Source organism: Sulfuricurvum sp. (genome assembly GCF_031427015.1).
Classification (GTDB): Bacteria; Campylobacterota; Campylobacteria; order Campylobacterales; family Sulfurimonadaceae; genus Sulfuricurvum.
Genome location: NZ_JASJOW010000001.1, coordinates 50,127 through 67,747, shown reverse-complemented (window position 1 = coordinate 67,747; position 17,621 = coordinate 50,127). Strand labels below are relative to the sequence as shown.

The following is a 17,621-nucleotide window of genomic DNA, read 5'->3' as shown; positions in this document are numbered from 1 at the left end:
CTTAGCTCGCATGGGAGTGCGTAATACTTTGCATAAGGGTGTAAAGCTGATGCGGAGAGAAGTTTTGAGGGGTAATCTTTCCAAAAATATGCAATTCTTCCAAATACCCTTCATAACGTTTATCTTTGCTTCGCTGCATTAATCGGTAAGCATACGCCAAATCATCCGCATTACTTTTGGAACAAAACCATCTCTTCTTATCGTGCAATCCCAAACGAAATACTTGCGAGAATACAATTCCCATCCAATCGTATGCCGTACCGTTTTTTCGAAGCTGTCGCCTCTCTACCCGCTCAATAATCTCACTTGGCAGAGAAATTTCACAAACTTCCCAATCATTAGGATTAATCTCTAATCTCTCCGTCCGAGAAATAAAATTAAATCGGTCATTCGAGTGATAGAGTCCATCACTTCGACGAAATTCACAATGAGAGTAAGGGCTCTTCGTCCACAATCGTATAAGTTTCTCCGCTAAGGTCCCACGTCCTTTGTAAAAAACAATGCTCACACTTTTAGTCGTGTTCATAAATCTCAAACCTTCCGTCATAATGTTCAACAATGGCACTGCACGATTCAACCCAATCTCCGCAATTAAGATACTCGATACCGTTAATGACTCTTATCTCGGCGTGATGGATATGTCCGCATATAACCCCGTCATACCCTCCATCATCCGCATGGGAAGAGAGTACCTCTTCATAATCCGTAATAAAACTCACTGCCTGTTTTACACTCTGTTTTGCCATTTTAGAGAGCGACCAATAGTGATATTTACCAAACCAGCGACGCACCGTATTGATCGGACGGTTCAATCGAAGCAAAAAAAGATAGCAACGATCCCCAAGATGGGCAACCCATTTTTTCGTCATCGTTACCGCATCAAACATATCACCATGAACAACAAGATAGCGATTGCCGTTCAACCCGTAATGTACTTTTTCATGCGCAATCGTGATGTTATCCCCCATAACCATCGGTAAAAATGGGCGTAAAAATTCGTCATGATTTCCGATTATATAGTGGACTTTCGTCCCTTTTCGGGCTTTTCGAAGTATTTTTTGGAGGACATCGGATTGGGCTTGACTCCATCGCCAATTACGTCGGAGTTCCCATCCGTCTATAATATCACCGACCAGATAGAGATTTTCACATTCAACATTTCGGATGAATTCCAAAAGACGCTCGGATTGGGCATCGCGTGTTCCGAGATGGAGATCAGAAATAAAAACACTGCGAAAAAATAGTGACTCATTCATGAGGGAAAGTGTAATCCCGAAGGATTACGGTTTGGTGACAGAAGAGAGTTTTAAAGCTCTGTTTTTAAAGCAGCTCCGTTAGAAGCATTAGAGACAAGAAGGCTGTAGCGCTTAAGCCACTTAGACGGAATCTCTTTTTTGATCGGTTTCCAATGCAGTCGACGTTGTTCCAGCACTTCGTAACTCACATTGAGCTGTAAAAGATGGCTATCCACATCGAGTTCGATCTCATCACCGTCTTCGATAAGTGCGATCAAGCCTCCTTCCGCTGCTTCAGGACTAACATGCCCGATAGAAGCTCCGCGTGTTGCACCGCTGAACCGTCCATCAGTGATGAGAGCAACACTCTCACCCAATCCCATCCCCATGATAAGCGCCGTAGGGGCGAGCATCTCTTGCATCCCCGGACCGCCCTTAGGACCTTCATAGCGGATAACCACGACATCACCCGCTTTAACTTTATGAGACATTATTCCGGCAATGGCTTCGTTTTGAGAGTTAAAACAAACCGCAGAGCCTTTAAACTTGCGCATATTCGGAGTGATACCCGCTGTTTTAACAACTGCACCCTCTTCTGCGAGATTTCCGAAAAGAATCGACAAACCGCCAACCGGAGAGTAAGCATTTTCGTTAGTATGGATAATACTCGTATCTTTGATCACCGCATCTTTAATCCGCTCACCCAGTGTCTCACCCGTAACCATCATCGCATCCAGTTCTAATACACCACCGCGTCGGCTTACCTCTTTCATTACCGCATTAACCCCGCCGGCACGGTTGATATCATCCATATGTACCGTCGATAATGAGGGAGAGATTTTCGCGATATGGGCTACTTTTTCAGAGATTTCATTAATTTTCGTAATATCGAAATCAACCTCCGCCTCTTTTGCGATGCTCAAAAGATGAAGAACGGTATTCGAACTTCCCCCCATTGCCATATCGATAACAAAGGCATTGTGGATCGCTTTATCATTCAGAATATTACGCATATTCCATTTTTCGGAATTTTCGTCTTTGACCATCTCAACGATACGGCGTGCTGCCGCCTTAACCATCTCAATACGCTCAGGGGTCATTGCCAAAACCGTACCGTTGCCAGGGAGGGCAACCCCCATCGCTTCACAAAGAGTATTCATCGAGTTAGCGGTAAACATTCCCGAACAACTTCCCCCTGACGGACAGGCTTCGCACTCAATCTCATACAATTCTTCATCGCTCATTTTACCGTCGGCATGTTTTCCTACCGCTTCAAACGCGGTCGCCAAATCGATCGGCGTACCGTCTTTTTTATGCCCTGCCTTCATCGGACCGCCTGAGACGAAAATCGTCGGAACATTCACACGTAATGCCCCCATCAACATTCCCGGAACAATCTTGTCACAGTTAGGGATACAGATTAGTCCATCGAGCTTGTGCGCGTTCATAACCGTCTCTATGCAATCGGCGATCAACTCACGACTCGGAAGAGAATAAAGCATTCCGTCGTGTCCCATCGCAATACCGTCATCGACACCGATGGTATTAAATTCAAACGGAACCCCACCCGCTTCACGAATCGCTTCCTTGACGATGCGACCGTATTCTTGAAGGAAAAAATGGCCCGGAATAATATCGATATGGGAGTTGGCTACCCCGATAAAAGGTTTGTTAAAATCTTCGTCTTTAAGTCCGGTTGCACGGAGTAAACTGCGATGAGGGGTTTTGTCAAATCCCCGTTTAATGGTATCACTACGCATAGGATTCCTTTTTATAGTAATTATTTTAAGTAGCGCGATTATACCTAAGACGAACTCTAAAAAACGTATGGCGCCCTAAAAACGGCAAAAAATCCCGCAGACCTCTTTACACACTATTATTTTTTTGCTATACTTCCAGTCCACAAAAACAATGCGGGAATAGCTCAGTGGTAGAGCACAACCTTGCCAAGGTTGGGGTCGCGAGTTCGAACCTCGTTTCCCGCTCCAGAATCTCAGTTGAAACATTGCTTTTTGATGTTTGAACTGAGATATTTTTTTCTACGTGAAGCCCGGATGGCGAAATCGGTAGACGCAAGGGACTTAAAATCCCTCGGTGGTAACACTGTGCCGGTTCAAGTCCGGCTCCGGGCACCATCATGGTGGCGGCATAGCCAAGCGGTAAGGCATGAGCCTGCAAAGCTCTGATCCCCGGTTCGAATCCGGGTGCCGCCTCCAGCATAGAAAAAAATAGTTTCAATTTTACTACGGGTCACTGGCAGAGTGGTCGATTGCACCGGTCTTGAAAACCGGCGAGGGTTAAACCTCCCAAGGTTCAAATCCTTGGTGGCCCGCCATCATTACTTCACAACTCCCTTATTTACGATACTTTCAGAGATTTACAAATCAATAAAACTTATCCCATTGACAAGATTACTCTCCGGTCGCTTTTTTGAACAATGTACACTTTTGGTGGATATTTTTGAGAAAAAAGACACGAATTTGACGCAGATTTTTTTGTTTCTATAAATCATTAAAAAACCCTCTTCTACCTCTGCTCCATATCCTCTTTCAATGCCTAATTCAGTTACTTTATATCCCAAAACCTATAGAATGATTTAGATTTAACTATAGGATATAGCAAGATGCCAACATTAGACTTTTTACTACAAGGTATGCAGCCTCGGAATCATAGACAAGTAATACACGAACTACTAGAACTGAGTTCTCCAAACGAAGTGTTAATTAGTGTAGCCTTCCTTCGGGATAACGGCTTTCAACTTATTAAAGACAAATTATCTCTTATTTCTCCAGAAAAAGTTAAATTTTATGTGGGTGTTAGAAATGACATTACATCTATGCAAGGTGTGCTTAGTATTTTACAAGCGGGCTATTCAATTTACGTCGTCGATACTGGAGCTTCCGATTTTATATATCATCCAAAAGTTTATTTATCACAAAATGATGGGAGTGCTAAAGTAATAATAGGAAGCTCTAATTTAACGCAGAATGGACTAGTAAGGAATATTGAAGCCAGTGTCCTCGTTGAGCTAAATAAAACGCATATAGGTGATGTAGAGTTTTTAAATAAAATCACATCCATACTGCATAACCTTCCTTCCATGTTTCCTGATAATGTGACTCAAATTACCGGCGTTCGACAGATAATTGCCCTAAAAAATAATGGCATACTGATCGATGAAAGGATATCTCTGAGAAAACCATCCCTTGGGGTTAATACTAGGACCACAGGAGAGAGAGAAAGGACTCCTCGGATGGATACAAATATGGAAAATCTTCCACGTACAAGATTACATACAAGAAATAGAAGAAGACCTGCAATCACAACTACACCTATAATTACCACTACATCTATAATGCCCGCTGAATGGGTATTGGTTTGGACTAGCTCACCTTTAACCGAAAGATATCTCAGTATACCAACAGGAACAAATACCCACGCAACAGGCTCAATGGGTATGACAAAAGGGGAAACCGTGGGTATCGATCAGCGCCACTATTTCCGTGATGTTGTATTTCATGAACTTAATTGGATAGTAAACCCTAGCCCCACAAATCCTGATAAGGAAGTAGCTGTTGCAAATATGTACCTAACGATTAAAGGTATTGACTATCCTCAACAAAGTTTTAATCTCACACATGATCCAAGAACAAATACCCGTACATACCAACAAAATAATTTTGTTACAGGACTTCAATGGGGGAGTGCAAAACCTCTAATTGCACAAAGAGATTTGTTAGGTTCAAAAATCAGACTCTATAAGCGAACTATTGGCACTACTGTTGAATACCTAATGCAATTTGATTAGCATAATTGTCGTCGATTCTTTAATATAGTACATATATTTAACAACATCTTCATCCCAGACGATAATGAAATTAAACCCTTAAGACACATAATATTTTTATAATCACTATTGAATATATATATCGCCTATTGTGATTATATATATGTATTATGTGATATAATTACGATATTAATTTCGAAGAGGAAAAGATGCAAGTTAACTTCGATGAATTACCAAAAAATCTAATTAAATCTGAATTAAAAAGAAGAGGACTTAAGGTTAAAAATTTGGTAGATTTATTAAAACCTTTTGGGGAGGACTTAACTGAATTATCCTTCAATAACAAAATGAGCAGAGGGGGCTTTAGCGCCGTGTTTTTTCTAAAATGTATGCAAGCTTTAGAAGTTAAAGATCTGAAAGTAGGGGAATGACTATGACTAAAGCAACTAATAATACCTCAATATGTGCACAAGATGATATTGGGCTAAAAATGAATACTTTCTACAACGTTGACAGTATGTCACACGATGGTATGGAAAAAATTAAAACTAAGTCAATAGATCTAATATTAACCGATTTACCGTTTGGAACAACGAAAAACAAATGGGATATTATTATTCCACTTAACGACTATATAGAAATAGAAATAAATAATAAGCTTATACAGATGCAGTATGATGAATACCTTCTACATTGTTATAAAAACCATATCAAGCTTAATATTGCTGAAAATGATTGGAAGAAATTACACAAAAAAGGACTATGGCATTCTTATAATAGAATCTTAAAAGATGATGGTGTAATCTTATTATTTGCCCAAAAACCATTCGACGCTATGTTGCAAAATTCAAACAAACAAGATTTTAGATATGAATGGATTTGGGAAAAAACTCATCCAAGCGGACACATGAATGCAAAAAAAATGCCGATGAAAGCTCATGAAAATATTCTAGTTTTTTACAAATCATTACCAACTTATAATCCACAGAAAACGTCTGGGCATGAAAGGAAAACATCAACTGCCGATAGAGCCAAACTACCAAGTACTAATTATGGAAAACAGTTTTCTGTAACTTCTTATGACTCCACAGAAAGATATCCAAGAAGTGTCATCAAAATTGCTCACGATAAACAGTTTTTACAATTAGTACCAACTCAAAAACCAGTAGAACTTTATGAATATTTAATCAGAACATACTCAAATAAGCATTCAATAGTTCTTGATCATTGTTCAGGTTCGGGAACATTAGCGGTAGCGTGTGAGAATGTCGGTGATAGAAATTTCATTTGTATGGAGATGGACAAAGATCATGGGTACTTTGAAGATAGTGTTGATAGATTAAATATTCATAGGATACTAAGGACGGTAGTTAAAGAAGCGATCGTGACCTCTAGTACCCCAAAAATAAAAGATATTGTCAAAATTTCCTTAGCCGATGAAAGAATATTAAGCTTATCAAATTACAGAAGAGGTGATGAGATTATTAAAAGGATTAAGAAAAACATTGAAAATATTGTCGATGTTTATAAAAGAAGCGAACATATCGAAATTAAAGAGAATGGCTGTATTGCTTGGATGTCTGACAAAACAAATGCATGACTACTAAGACTGCATTCTGCAATCAATAAAACTCTCCCCCGGTTCTCTAAACCGGCGAGGATATTGTAGAAAATGCCTAAAACAAGGGATATGCAGGGGAATATATAAAAGTACTCTGTCTGATTCGAGCCTTTTTTAATGACTTTTTTGTAATTTTGCATCGATTTTGAAAAAAAAAGTTGATAGATTCTGCTAGGGTCATCGGCACAACACCGATGACTATTAAGAATTTAGTTTTTCCATTTGACGTCGTACTTCATCTTGATTTCTATTACCAGATAACAAATAATATTTACTTGTAACCTCAGTATCCCTGTGTCCTAAACATTGAGATATCGTAGCCACAGGTATGCCTTTATCATGAGAAATACTCGCAAAAGTATGTCGGCTAGAATATAACCTACGAAATCGAATGCCAAGGCGCTCCAACATAGGTTTATAATAGGTATCAGCAATTGATCTTGAGTTTTTGTAAGGAATCCGTAAACCCGGCTGAGGAAAGACATACTCACCCGCTTTTGTATCTTTCCACTTTAATAACACGTCCGATAACCGTTGTATCATCACGACAGTTCGAGGCTCTTTCGTTTTAGTGGTACCTTCAATACCCTTTCGCATGGAACTTCGGTAAGTTATCGCGTTATTATCAAAATCAACATCCGCCCATTTTAATGCTAACATCTCACCAGTCCTAGCTCCAGTAAATAAAGCAAGATGCATAAAGGTATTAATAAAACAATGCTTTATTAGTTCCGCATCACTACATCCTACGCACGTATCATTCAAAATCTTATCTCTATCCACTTCACTAAAATATTCATGATTATTCGATTTACTCTTAGGTAAATCCACTTCAGTTCTTTTTACTTTGTCCATAACATTTGAAACGGTATACTCATTTTTGTATGCATAATCCAAAACACACTTTACTACAAAAAAGTACTTGTAAAACCGACTCTGTGAGATCCCTAGATCGGCCATTTCAATCATCCATAGTTCGATATCTTTCGGCTTAATACTGTTCAAATTCATTCTACCAAAGTATGGAAAGACAAACTTTTCTAGAATACTCAGATAATCAACAGTCGCATCCTTTTTTCTATTTTTTTTCTTGGCTGCTAATTCATGCGCCGCATATGCAATATCTTCAAATAAAACCTCCTCTTTGTTTTCCAAATTATCAAATAGCGACTCGTAATGCTGTTTAGCAAGTTCGAATTTATGCTTCTCAACGTACTTGAGAGCGGCCTTACTATCTTCTTTGTTCGTAGAAAATCGAATCCGATTGCTCGTTCTGCCCTTAGGGAGCTTTGCACTGGAATGGGTGCGATAATCTAATGAAAGAGTGCCATTCCCTCTGACAACACGTACTATTTTTATGGGATCGTTGAACTCCACAATTTTTCTCCTATCACAAGTACTCTTGCATGTATGTATATGTAAACCTCATCAAGGGGCTTGAATGATTTCATGACCATTACTTAACCCCTTAAATACTAATATTTGTACTACTTCACCGTAAAGAACGCCTAAGCCAAAGGCTTCCAGCAAAAATTTGATCAATTTTCTATTGGCACTCGTATTATCAATCACATTAAAAACAAAAGGAGATCGATTAGCCTCCTTGACCTTGCTTACCGTCACGCCGCAGTGCTCTAGCGAATTTGCCACATCTCTGTAGCTCAAGCCAATCGTATCCGGAAAAGGCTTTATCCCTTGGATTAATCCTCTTAGAAAATGTCGAGTAGTAAACTCCGTACTGCTCCCACGTTTTTTAACTCTACTTTTTGCCAAATAAACGGCATACTCAACTCGAAAACAATGAGCTTTAAACCCATTAGCTCTGAGATTTTTTGAGCAACCTCGATAGAGGTTTGCTTCTTCAATATTGCTAAATGGTACTGTCTGAATTAACATTAGCAGGTCTCCTTTTAAAGTCATAATCTGTATTCACTTTCACACGTGTTGTCACAGATACAAGGTCATTTACTGCCTTCTTTGGGTCAAGTATGTCCCGCATAGAGGCTAAAGTGGTTACTTCGTTATACGCTATTTCATCGTCATAAAACATCTTCAATAGTTCCGTAGATTGCTCTAGTTTAGAACCATCTATTTTATTTCCAGCTTTGGCTAGTACAGTGGGATATTGCACCCCTTCATATTCATAAAATCCGACCTGTCCACGGGTTTTTAGATTCGTAACTTCGGTCGCAATATGTTTAATTTCAATAAACTCATCAAATCCCAATACCGCACGTGAGGCTTGTAGCAATCGTACAGATGGATACTTCAGCAACTCTTGATACAGTACACTATCCACAAATTCAAATGACTTGATATAATCATTTGAGCCCCCTTCCAATGCCTGAACCACGGAGCCGGTATATTTTTTCTCAAGCACATCTGCATCGAATAATAAATCGATTACAGATGTACACCCTCCTGACAAAGGAGCTTTGTATAGCACACCATCTGTAGTGGCACTAATAACCATATACCCCTCAAGCCTAGATAGAGCATGTACAATTGAACTCAGAGCCGCTCTTACTACACCCGTGACCGCACTTGCAATATAAGGATTGGTGACAGCAGATGGAGGCAAAGGACGTGATATGCCCTTCCCAACAACATAAGTTGATCGGCGATTAATTCCCTGCGCCACCTTCCCATACATACCGTTTACAAAGTCTTTCAAAATAAGCTGCAACATATTGTTGCCCTCTTTTTTCGCGTCATCACGAGCTTTAATTAGTTCAGATAGAAACTCCCTAAAGGTAAATCCTTCATCACATTTCATTACAACAGCATCATGCCACTTGGCAATCACGCACCCTTGCTTTAATGCAAAATGTATCTCTGGTAAAGTGCATGTGGTTCGACCTTTCAAGACATAAAATAATCCAGCATCTCCATTTTTAATAGGCAATGATGGATGCAAGCAATCAAAAGGAAATTCAAACTCTATATCAGCCATAGCAATAGGCAAATATGTCCCATCATACTTTTCAAGCTCAATCTTGAATTCTTCGATACCACCACTTACTTCATACGTCATGTTTTGTATCATGTTTAAGGCACTGGGATAACAGCTAGAGAAGTCGATATCGATAATATCACCTCTAACTTCCCCAATGACATACGAGGAGTTCAGTCCTCCCATATAACTTCGAGCACCAAGATCATAATGCCGCTCAAATTCAAGCTGTTCCAAGGATTTTTCATCCGATTCACGAGGTTTTTTACCACCCACCCAAGCATCACTTTTTTCGTCGAAATAAGAACTCAAAAGCTTCCCCTCCAAATTCTTCTACATACATCGATTTGAGTCGTGATAACGCTGCACTGCTGAGAGTTGAAAATATCTTATCTTGAGTACCATTTATCTTATTTAGCATACACTGTAGCGTTATCCAAAGTTTTAGAGTCACTTGCGTGTCTCTAATTGCGTATGCTTCAAACTTTGCAGGATCTTTCTGCAAAAGCTTGAGCATATTTGATAATTCTTCCTTGGTCAAATCCAATTTAGCAAAATCAGGATCAACCAATACGGAGGCTTTTTTTAATGATCTGTACGCTTCAGGCACCAAAAGCATGGTGTCCTTGAGCATAAACTTCACAATCTTTTTATTTCGATTTCCATCATAAATTTTCAATTCTATCGGTGAAACCCCTGGAGTAATCACCGTTTTTCTAATCATCTGTAAATATTTATTTAGCTTACTTCGATTTTTAATCGTGCTCCACTCCGCGATAGCGTTATGTGCCACAAGTACAATGGTGTAGCCATTAAGGTCACCTAATGACAAACCAACAATATTCCCAATCTGCTCAAGAATCTGAGTAATTGTCAGTCGCTCTTTCTCTACCCAATTGGTGTAATAGATATCATCACCCCTCAGGCCTGTTTTTAGGTCAATAGCGCTAAATTGATAACTCAAAATCAAATTCTCATTCTTAGTGTAATTACTCTGCCATTCACCATCCATAGAACCTACAATAACAGCAGTTTCACCTGGGATAACGGCACTATCATCCCCATTTGGGAATGAATTTGCAAAATTAATCATGTCAAATCAATCGTTTTTTTACCATGTTTTTTAGTAGCCATCGACTCAGCCACTTCTAGATCATTTTTGACGACATTCCCATAAAGAAAAAACATCGCCGAATCGATAGCGAGGGTATATCGTTTATGAATGTCATCTTTATTAAACTCTGTGCCAGGAAGACTTTCCATAATGTCTAAAGAAACCACTTGCGTGTCATGTTTAGTAAATTTGACTACTACGGCAGGAACCGCTGTAGTATTGTAAGCAGGATTACTTTGCTTATGATCCTGTATTCTATAGGCAATTTTGCTATCTTTTTCGACCTTAGTCACTATTTCGGCATAATCTGCTTGTTTGATCACAACACTATTGCTCTCATTAAATATAGATATTGTTTTATTGACGCTCCAATCACCTTTAGAGCTTGTAATTCGATTGTAAATTTGGGCATTAGGTGATTCAATACACTTTTTGCTTGCGCTTTTTTCGGTTGCTTTTTCTGCATCCATAATAAAATTCTCCTAAATTGTTGTATCGAATAAATATGTTGTAAGAGAAGTCCCATCTTGCAACTTTTTTTTGGTGCATTTAACCCTATAACAGGTCTATACACCTATAATGATTCGATCAATTAAATTATAAATCTATAGCTATAAACTGCTTATATAAAATATTCATTAGCAATTAATTATAATAATTACTAATAATAAAGCCATCAGAATGAGGGGTAAATTGTATTTATACTAATGACTTCAAATAATAAGGCGATAGCAGCGCAGAAGATACGATTTATACGCTTTAAAGGGGTAATTTTTTTCACCGTTATTTTTAACACTTTAAGAAAACTTTTTCATCTCATACACAATAGATTTCTGAAAAAATTGAATGAAATATGTCTGTGCTCCCCAACGCGGTACTTCCCACCACTGCTTAAAAGCCCTTGTGCAGGTGGCTACAGGCTCTATTTAATAACAAAGCTAACTCATTTTTCGTAAATAAAGCCCTCAATTCTCTCTATCAAATCCTCATCCAAAATCCCCTCTGTCAATATCAAACTAACCGTCACATCCATATCAACTCTCACCAATATCTCAACCACATCATCATTTTCCCCATTGTTCTGCATCTCAATAAGTTCAATCCTCTCCCAAAACGCTTCCTCTCCCATAGAAGGCAACGTCCAATGGGACAACACGATCTTCTCACCCATCAAATCCTCCTTCTCTGTCACAATACAGAAGTACCCATATTCGTGAGTATGGTGGTAATAATCAAACCCCTCAGGCAATCTGTGAAGTGAATATTCAAGATAGTCCCTTAATAGCGTGTCTACAATCCTATTCACATCTTCTGGCTTCAGTATCTCAATAATCATCACACACCTTACTTACGTGAAATAGTGCTAATTAAGCACTTTACTATCATCAATACGATAATTGGGTTCATACAAACCTCCTCCTTTTAGTTTGATTCATAGTAATAATATGTGTTTGAATATAGTGACGTTACGGGTATAAATGAGGGACTAAATAGCACTTTTGTAGCACCATTTTTTCGAACATTAGATTAAATCGAGTCTCAAAAACTCGATTTAATCTCAAAAATAGGAACAAAATATGAAGTATTTATACTTTAGTCTCAAAGGAGGAGTTGGTAAAAGCTCAATTGCTTTGAACCATGCTTTAGAAAATAATTATAGCTACGTCACCAATGACATTACCACCAATATGGATCGAACATTGATCAAGAGTTTCCATCAAATTCCACACAGCATGAAGAGAATACCAAAGGAGTTGCTTGAGCTTGAAGATGTAGTGTTTGACTTTGGGGCAATGAGTAGCGTGATCGATTCAAAAGTGACGCATGCAGTCAAACATTGCGATTGTGTGATTATTCCCACGCTAACTGATGCACGGAGTCTCAAGGCCACCATAGAGACCTATCTACTGATAAAAGACGAAGCCAAATCAGTCATCATCATTATCAATAACTATCAGCAAGCCAGTAAGTACGAATTCGCCTATAACACACTAACAACGGCGTTAGGTAAGCTGACTCTATTGGATGTACGAAGCAGTACCCTCTTCGAGCGTGTCGCAAGAGATGGGATTAAGTGGTTCAATAATATAGGGCATGCCAGAGGAGAACATCAGTTGAAAGTCACCAAAAGCATTCATAAAGAGATGTATGAAGCCATCAATAAAATTGCCAAAAAAGGAATTAAATGCAAGTAATGCCTACCTTCGATGAAATCGAAAATGCTATCGGCGGAAGACCGCCCAAAGAGAAAAAGATCAGAATGACTTTTTATGTAACCAAACAAGAAGCGCAGATACTCAAAGCCTTTTCAGAAATTAAGGACGTACCACTTAGTGCGATTGTGAGAGAATTTCTGCAAGATATGATGCATGAACGAAGAATATAAAAATAGCCTAAAATATATGTAGAATGCTATATCCTTCATTACATAATTAATCCAGACGCAAATGCCGTGAGATAGCTTATCACAAGAGATTTTGAAAAATGAGTAAGTCTAAATCAGGGCTAACCTCGACAGGCTATCACTCTTCATTATAAATATAATTTAAGATGATTGATAAAATATGAAGGCTAAGACAGTTCTCTATATTTCAAGGCATAACAGGGATAACCATAGGCATTTAAGAAGACGTACTGATCTTTATCTCCAATGGCACATAAAGAACTTATTTTATGATCGACTTCAATTCTTAATTTAAATTCTCTATCAAACTGTTTAAACGCATTTGATTCCTCTGATATCAAATGTATCTCTTGATAAATTATTTCTAAGATATCATGAACATTTTTTGATAATATAATAGAATTGTTAATCTGTTGATATTCTTCATCTGATACAAACTGTCCATTCATCTTTTTTGTTACAACACTAGCTAGATTTATATAATCCCTCTTATCTAAGACATTATCTACTTGTTGTTCCAACAACTTATAGTATCTATCTAACTTAGTATTCATATTGTTTATAAAAAACTCTTCAGTCTGTTTTGAACTCTCTTCTCGTGATTCTTTCAGCTCTTCTATTTGTGCTTCCAAGCTTTTAGATTGAACACCCAAAGCTATACTCTGTTGTTCTAATGATTCTTCTTGCTTATCTATACTCACTCTCATTTGTTGATTAGCTTCACTTTGATAAATGATACTTAAAGCAACTGCAAGGAAGGCTAGCGCTGAAAAGTGTCCTGACATAATATCGCCTATCTGCCCCCTAATAGCCCATTTGTCAATAATTGTAGTGGCTAAAGTGCTGTTGGTATCAGCATTCAGAATATTCCCTAACCAGTAAAAAGGAGCTGTTTCAATGGAAACTACAGTCCATATAAGATTCACAAATAGTATAATCATTAATGCTATAAGTAAATTTTTCATTTAGCGTACCCCTGCTTCAAGCTCAATATTTTGAATTGGCTGTCTTGATTCATCGACATAATAATCCTCTTTCGTCATAAAGTCGCTATTTAGCCAAAAATACCTAATATAGTCTTTTTTTTAATGAAATAGTATAGCAAATATTGACAAAGCTTGCAGACGTCTTTAATATCAATTTTGAAAAAGAGTGTGGTATACCCGAACCAATGTAAAGAATATTTAAAGGAATACTGCCTCGCTTGAGAAGGGAGTTTTTCCGCCTTACTTTCGTTGGATGAGGCATGAAAAAGACTCATTTTAGACTTTAGCAAATATCGCAATATAGCTCCTATATAGGAGTTCTATGCCCTTATAGACTTTCGTTATACGTTCTTGAAAACCGGCGAGGGTAACACCTCCCAAGGTTCAAATCCTTGGTGGCCCGCCATCACATTACAAAAAATTCCCCTACAATACTTTTAAAGTCCAGAAATATTAATCCAACTCTTTTTCAAGAAACACTTTCATCTGTTCTGAGGGCATCGGCTTAGCATACAAATAACCTTGAATATTCTCACATCCGCTTTTCACTAAAAACTCTTTTTGCTCAACAGTCTCAACTCCCTCGGCAATCAATTCCAAATTTAAACTATGCGCCAATGCAACAATCGCTTTTACAATAGCCACATCTTCATCATCATCCGGTAAATCTTTCACAAAAGATTGATCAATTTTGAGCTTATTAATAGGCAATTTTTTAAGATAGGAGAGGGAAGAATATCCTGTTCCGAAATCATCTACGGCAATTTTTATCCCCAATTGGCTAATTCTTTTTAAAATAGCTATTGCCCCTTCGGGATTGATCATAATTTGATCTTCCGTCACTTCCAACTCTATCCATTCAACCCTGCACCCGCTCTCTTTGATGAGAGTATCAAGAAAATCGATAAAGTCTTTTTGCTGTAGTTGTTTAATCGTAAGATTCATGGCTAAAACTCCGGGAGAGAGCCCCTCTTTGTACCATGTAGCGAGTTGTGTCATCGCATGCTTCATGACAAACCTATCGAGTTCAATCATAAGCCCCGTCGTTTCGGCAATCGGGATAAAGACTGCTGGAGAAACCAACCCCATGGAGGGGCTTTGCCATCGAACAAGTGCTTCCATCCCCAATAATTTATTATCCGTTCCTCTAACCTGCGGCTGATAATACACCACAAACTCTTCATTTTTTAGCCCGGCTCTCAAGCTTGTTTCCATAATAACCCGTTCAAATGCCCGTGCCGTCATTTCAGCACTGTAATATTGAAACGTATTTCTCCCTTCACTTTTGGCCGTATACATTGCCGCATCTGCGTATTTCAAGAGATCTTGTGGAGTATCCCCGTTATCAGGGTAAAGACTGATGCCAATACTGCATCCTATATAAAGCTCCGTATCTTCTATCCTAATCGCTTCTGAAAGAAGGTTTAAAATTTGATCGGCTAAAAATGAGGCATCCTCCGCACGTTGAATCCCTTCAATAATAACCGTAAATTCATCCCCTCCGAAACGGGCCAAAGCCTCTTCATTCGGTATTGTTTCCATTAGCTTTTGCGTCACAATATTCAAAACTTTATCGCCGGCTTCATGTCCGAGAGAATCGTTGATTTCTTTAAAATGGTCAAGATCAATAAAAAGCAATGCCATTTGGGAATCATGTTCTTTCGACTTTTGAATCGCCATCTCCAGTCTCTCATTAAAAAGAATACGATTTGCCAATCCAGTTAATGCATCATGCGTTGCTTGATATTCTATTTCATTTTTCTGTTCGAGCAACTCATTATGCTGTTTAAGTAACGCTATTTTTGAACCTCTTATTGAATTAATCATGGTGTTCATTGTGATGGAGAGCGCATCGATTTCTCTCGCATCATACTCGGGAATTAATTTAATAGGGATGCCGTCTTCATCACTATTACTGATAAGGGTGACGATATCGGAAAGCGGTTTAAAAATAAACAAACGTATCACTAAAAAAAGAGAGAGGATAAGGAGCAAGGAGATCGCTACGGTATTAATGAAGGCTTCGGTTACAATTTGATTCAATTGAGCATTCATAGCCTTATCCGAAATATAAATACTAATCGAACCGAGTTTATCTCCCGAAGACGACGTAATTGTGTATTTATTAGAGTAATAGCACTCTTTTAGCCGTTGATTGTGTTGCTTATTTTTAACGTCGTAATCAGCTATCTTCCCCGTTTTATCTCGAATTTTTCCACTAATATAAGACTCTCTTCCCAAAATCTTTCCCATATTATCATCTTCAACAATAATGGCAAAAATATCTCTCGGCTCCAGTTCATTAAAAAGGAGTAAATTATACTCATTAACCGAATAAGACTCAATCAAGGGGGTAAGATTTTTTTGCAAAGAGGAGACGGTGAGCATTGAGCTGTATTTCATCTCTTCTATTATTTTATTTTTCGTCACAATGTAGGTATACGCAGAGTGAACAGACATGATGATAGCAACGGTTAAGATTACTACGATCCCGACACTTAGATATAAAGAACGTTTTTGAGAAATCTTTTTCATTATTTTTCTCTCTCGATACCCAAAACATTTCGTTTAATAATCGGAAGTTTTTCAACAATATTTTCTGCAGAAACGGCAAGAATAGGTAATTGTAGATTTTTTTCAACCTTTTTTCCATGCAAATGGTTATCCATAGCACGAACCGCTTCCTGCCCCATTAAATAAGGTTGTTGCATTGCACTCCCGACAAGTACACCTTGAGGAATAAGCTTTATAAATTCCGGTTCCGCATCAAACGTAATCAATAATATTTCATCTTTTTTCCCTGTATCGGCAATCGCATCCAGTGCCCCTTTATATTTATCCGAACCTTGCAACCATATTGCACGAAGATCAGCGTATTTTTCGATCATCTCTTTTGTATAATCATACGTTTCATCATACGTAAAAGTAACTTGTTGCCTAATATCCGCACCTTTAATTCCCGCCTCGCTCATCGCTTGCATAAAACCGCTGGTTCTCGCTTGTGCATTCAACCTCTTTTGAGGTATCGCGATAATCCCGACTCTTCCGTTTTCCCATCCCCGTTTATGCAGCGCTTTAACAAGTACTTTTCCAATTCGATACGCCCCTTCCTTGTTATCGGAAGAGATATAGGAGACATACTCACCCCCATCAGTTCCGATATCCGCTATAACAACAGGGATCTCAGCACTTGAAGCTAATTTAAGAATAGTGGCACAGGCAGAGGAGGTTGTAGGGGATATTATGATTCCGGATACGTTTTCATTGATTGCTTTCGCCATAAACTCCAGTTCACGTTTTCGACTGTTTTCAGAACTGTAAATATCAATCGTATACCCTGATGAATCGGCACCGGTTTTTACCCCGCGACCCATAATTTCCCAAAACGGAATTCTCGTATCGGAAACAATATAGACCAACTTTTTTATCCTTGTTTTTTTAGATGGAACAAACGAATTTGTCGGAGTAGTTATTTCCGTACGGGAGAGCGGTTTATTTTTTGAAATGGTTGTTAAATTAAA

17 protein-coding genes and 4 tRNA genes are annotated in these 17,621 nt (G+C 38.4%); 9 read left to right on the top strand and 12 right to left on the bottom strand.

The features are described from left to right. Position 1: 1 nt before the first annotated feature. From RMO68_RS00375 to ilvD, 3 genes are read right to left on the bottom strand one after another with little or no spacing between them, the layout of a single operon-like run. The gene (locus tag RMO68_RS00375; RefSeq protein WP_310438740.1) at positions 2-526 is read right to left on the bottom strand and encodes a hypothetical protein; all 525 of its coding nucleotides are present in this window, start codon (positions 524-526) and stop codon (positions 2-4) included. Beyond that, a complete protein-coding gene (locus RMO68_RS00370) occupies positions 513-1,256 on the bottom strand; it encodes a UDP-2,3-diacylglucosamine diphosphatase (RefSeq protein ID WP_310438739.1) in 744 nt (247 codons plus the stop codon). Before RMO68_RS00370 ends, RMO68_RS00375 begins: the two co-directional genes overlap by 14 nt. A gap of 50 nt (positions 1,257-1,306) precedes the next feature. Further along, positions 1,307-2,995, bottom strand: a complete 1,689-nt coding sequence (gene ilvD, locus RMO68_RS00365; protein WP_310438738.1) for a dihydroxy-acid dehydratase — start codon at positions 2,993-2,995, stop codon at positions 1,307-1,309. Between the two features lie 153 nt (positions 2,996-3,148). Here ilvD and RMO68_RS00360 point away from each other — a divergent pair. The 7 genes from RMO68_RS00360 to RMO68_RS00330 all read left to right on the top strand — a co-directional run bounded on the left by RMO68_RS00360 (position 3,149) and on the right by RMO68_RS00330 (position 6,622). Further along, a tRNA-Gly gene (locus RMO68_RS00360) sits at positions 3,149-3,223 on the top strand. A gap of 60 nt (positions 3,224-3,283) precedes the next feature. Then, positions 3,284-3,370 (top strand) — tRNA-Leu (locus tag RMO68_RS00355). Between the two features lie 7 nt (positions 3,371-3,377). Further along, positions 3,378-3,451: transfer RNA gene (locus RMO68_RS00350), tRNA-Cys, on the top strand. Between the two features lie 31 nt (positions 3,452-3,482). Beyond that, positions 3,483-3,570, top strand: a tRNA-Ser gene (locus RMO68_RS00345). Positions 3,571-3,858: 288 nt separating this feature from the next. Beyond that, positions 3,859-5,043, top strand: a complete 1,185-nt coding sequence (locus RMO68_RS00340; RefSeq protein WP_310438737.1) for a phospholipase D family protein — start codon at positions 3,859-3,861, stop codon at positions 5,041-5,043. A gap of 188 nt (positions 5,044-5,231) precedes the next feature. Then, positions 5,232-5,453 (top strand): DUF6471 domain-containing protein, encoded by a 222-nt coding sequence (locus tag RMO68_RS00335; protein WP_310438736.1) that lies wholly within the window; start codon positions 5,232-5,234, stop codon positions 5,451-5,453. Between the two features lie 2 nt (positions 5,454-5,455). After that, a complete protein-coding gene (locus RMO68_RS00330) occupies positions 5,456-6,622 on the top strand; it encodes a site-specific DNA-methyltransferase (protein ID WP_310438735.1) in 1,167 nt (388 codons plus the stop codon). 222 nt (positions 6,623-6,844) lie between these two features. Here the strand turns inward: RMO68_RS00330 and RMO68_RS00325 are convergent, their stop codons facing one another. From RMO68_RS00325 to RMO68_RS00300, 6 genes are all read right to left on the bottom strand, one after another. After that, a complete protein-coding gene (locus RMO68_RS00325) occupies positions 6,845-8,020 on the bottom strand; it encodes a site-specific integrase (RefSeq protein ID WP_310438734.1) in 1,176 nt (391 codons plus the stop codon). A 51-nt stretch (positions 8,021-8,071) separates the two neighbouring features. Further along, on the bottom strand, positions 8,072-8,539 hold the full coding sequence (locus RMO68_RS00320) for a hypothetical protein (protein ID WP_310438733.1): 468 nt from the start codon (positions 8,537-8,539) through the stop codon (positions 8,072-8,074). Then, the gene (locus RMO68_RS00315; RefSeq protein WP_310438732.1) at positions 8,514-9,908 is read right to left on the bottom strand and encodes a DNA polymerase; all 1,395 of its coding nucleotides are present in this window, start codon (positions 9,906-9,908) and stop codon (positions 8,514-8,516) included. Before RMO68_RS00315 ends, RMO68_RS00320 begins: the two co-directional genes overlap by 26 nt. Then, positions 9,880-10,689, bottom strand: a complete 810-nt coding sequence (locus RMO68_RS00310; RefSeq protein WP_310438731.1) for a hypothetical protein — start codon at positions 10,687-10,689, stop codon at positions 9,880-9,882. The genes RMO68_RS00315 and RMO68_RS00310 overlap by 29 nt, the downstream gene beginning before the upstream one ends. Then, positions 10,686-11,180 (bottom strand): hypothetical protein, encoded by a 495-nt coding sequence (locus tag RMO68_RS00305; protein WP_310438730.1) that lies wholly within the window; start codon positions 11,178-11,180, stop codon positions 10,686-10,688. Before RMO68_RS00305 ends, RMO68_RS00310 begins: the two co-directional genes overlap by 4 nt. Before the next feature lie 473 nt (positions 11,181-11,653). Further along, complete coding sequence (locus RMO68_RS00300; protein ID WP_310438729.1) at positions 11,654-12,046, bottom strand: hypothetical protein; 393 nt, start codon at positions 12,044-12,046, stop codon at positions 11,654-11,656. 397 nt (positions 12,047-12,443) lie between these two features. Here RMO68_RS00300 and RMO68_RS00295 point away from each other — a divergent pair, with 397 nt between their 5' ends. Both RMO68_RS00295 and RMO68_RS00290 read left to right on the top strand, forming a co-directional pair. Beyond that, entirely contained in the window at positions 12,444-12,905 is a 462-nt protein-coding gene (locus RMO68_RS00295; RefSeq protein ID WP_310438728.1) for a hypothetical protein, read from the top strand. Further along, positions 12,896-13,096 (top strand): hypothetical protein, encoded by a 201-nt coding sequence (locus RMO68_RS00290; RefSeq protein ID WP_310438727.1) that lies wholly within the window; start codon positions 12,896-12,898, stop codon positions 13,094-13,096. Before RMO68_RS00295 ends, RMO68_RS00290 begins: the two co-directional genes overlap by 10 nt. A gap of 185 nt (positions 13,097-13,281) precedes the next feature. On the opposite strand, the gene RMO68_RS00285 is transcribed toward RMO68_RS00290, so the two are convergent. The 3 genes from RMO68_RS00285 to RMO68_RS00275 form a co-directional block, all read right to left on the bottom strand. Continuing rightward, positions 13,282-14,079 (bottom strand): hypothetical protein, encoded by a 798-nt coding sequence (locus RMO68_RS00285; RefSeq protein ID WP_310438726.1) that lies wholly within the window; start codon positions 14,077-14,079, stop codon positions 13,282-13,284. Positions 14,080-14,553: 474 nt separating this feature from the next. Further along, positions 14,554-16,635 carry a putative bifunctional diguanylate cyclase/phosphodiesterase gene (locus RMO68_RS00280; protein ID WP_310438725.1) on the bottom strand — a complete coding sequence of 694 codons (2,082 nt, stop codon included), beginning with the start codon at positions 16,633-16,635 and terminating at the stop codon, positions 14,554-14,556. After that, complete coding sequence (locus tag RMO68_RS00275) at positions 16,635-17,519, bottom strand: substrate-binding domain-containing protein (protein ID WP_310438724.1); 885 nt, start codon at positions 17,517-17,519, stop codon at positions 16,635-16,637. The genes RMO68_RS00280 and RMO68_RS00275 overlap by 1 nt, the downstream gene beginning before the upstream one ends. Positions 17,520-17,621 lie beyond the last annotated feature (102 nt).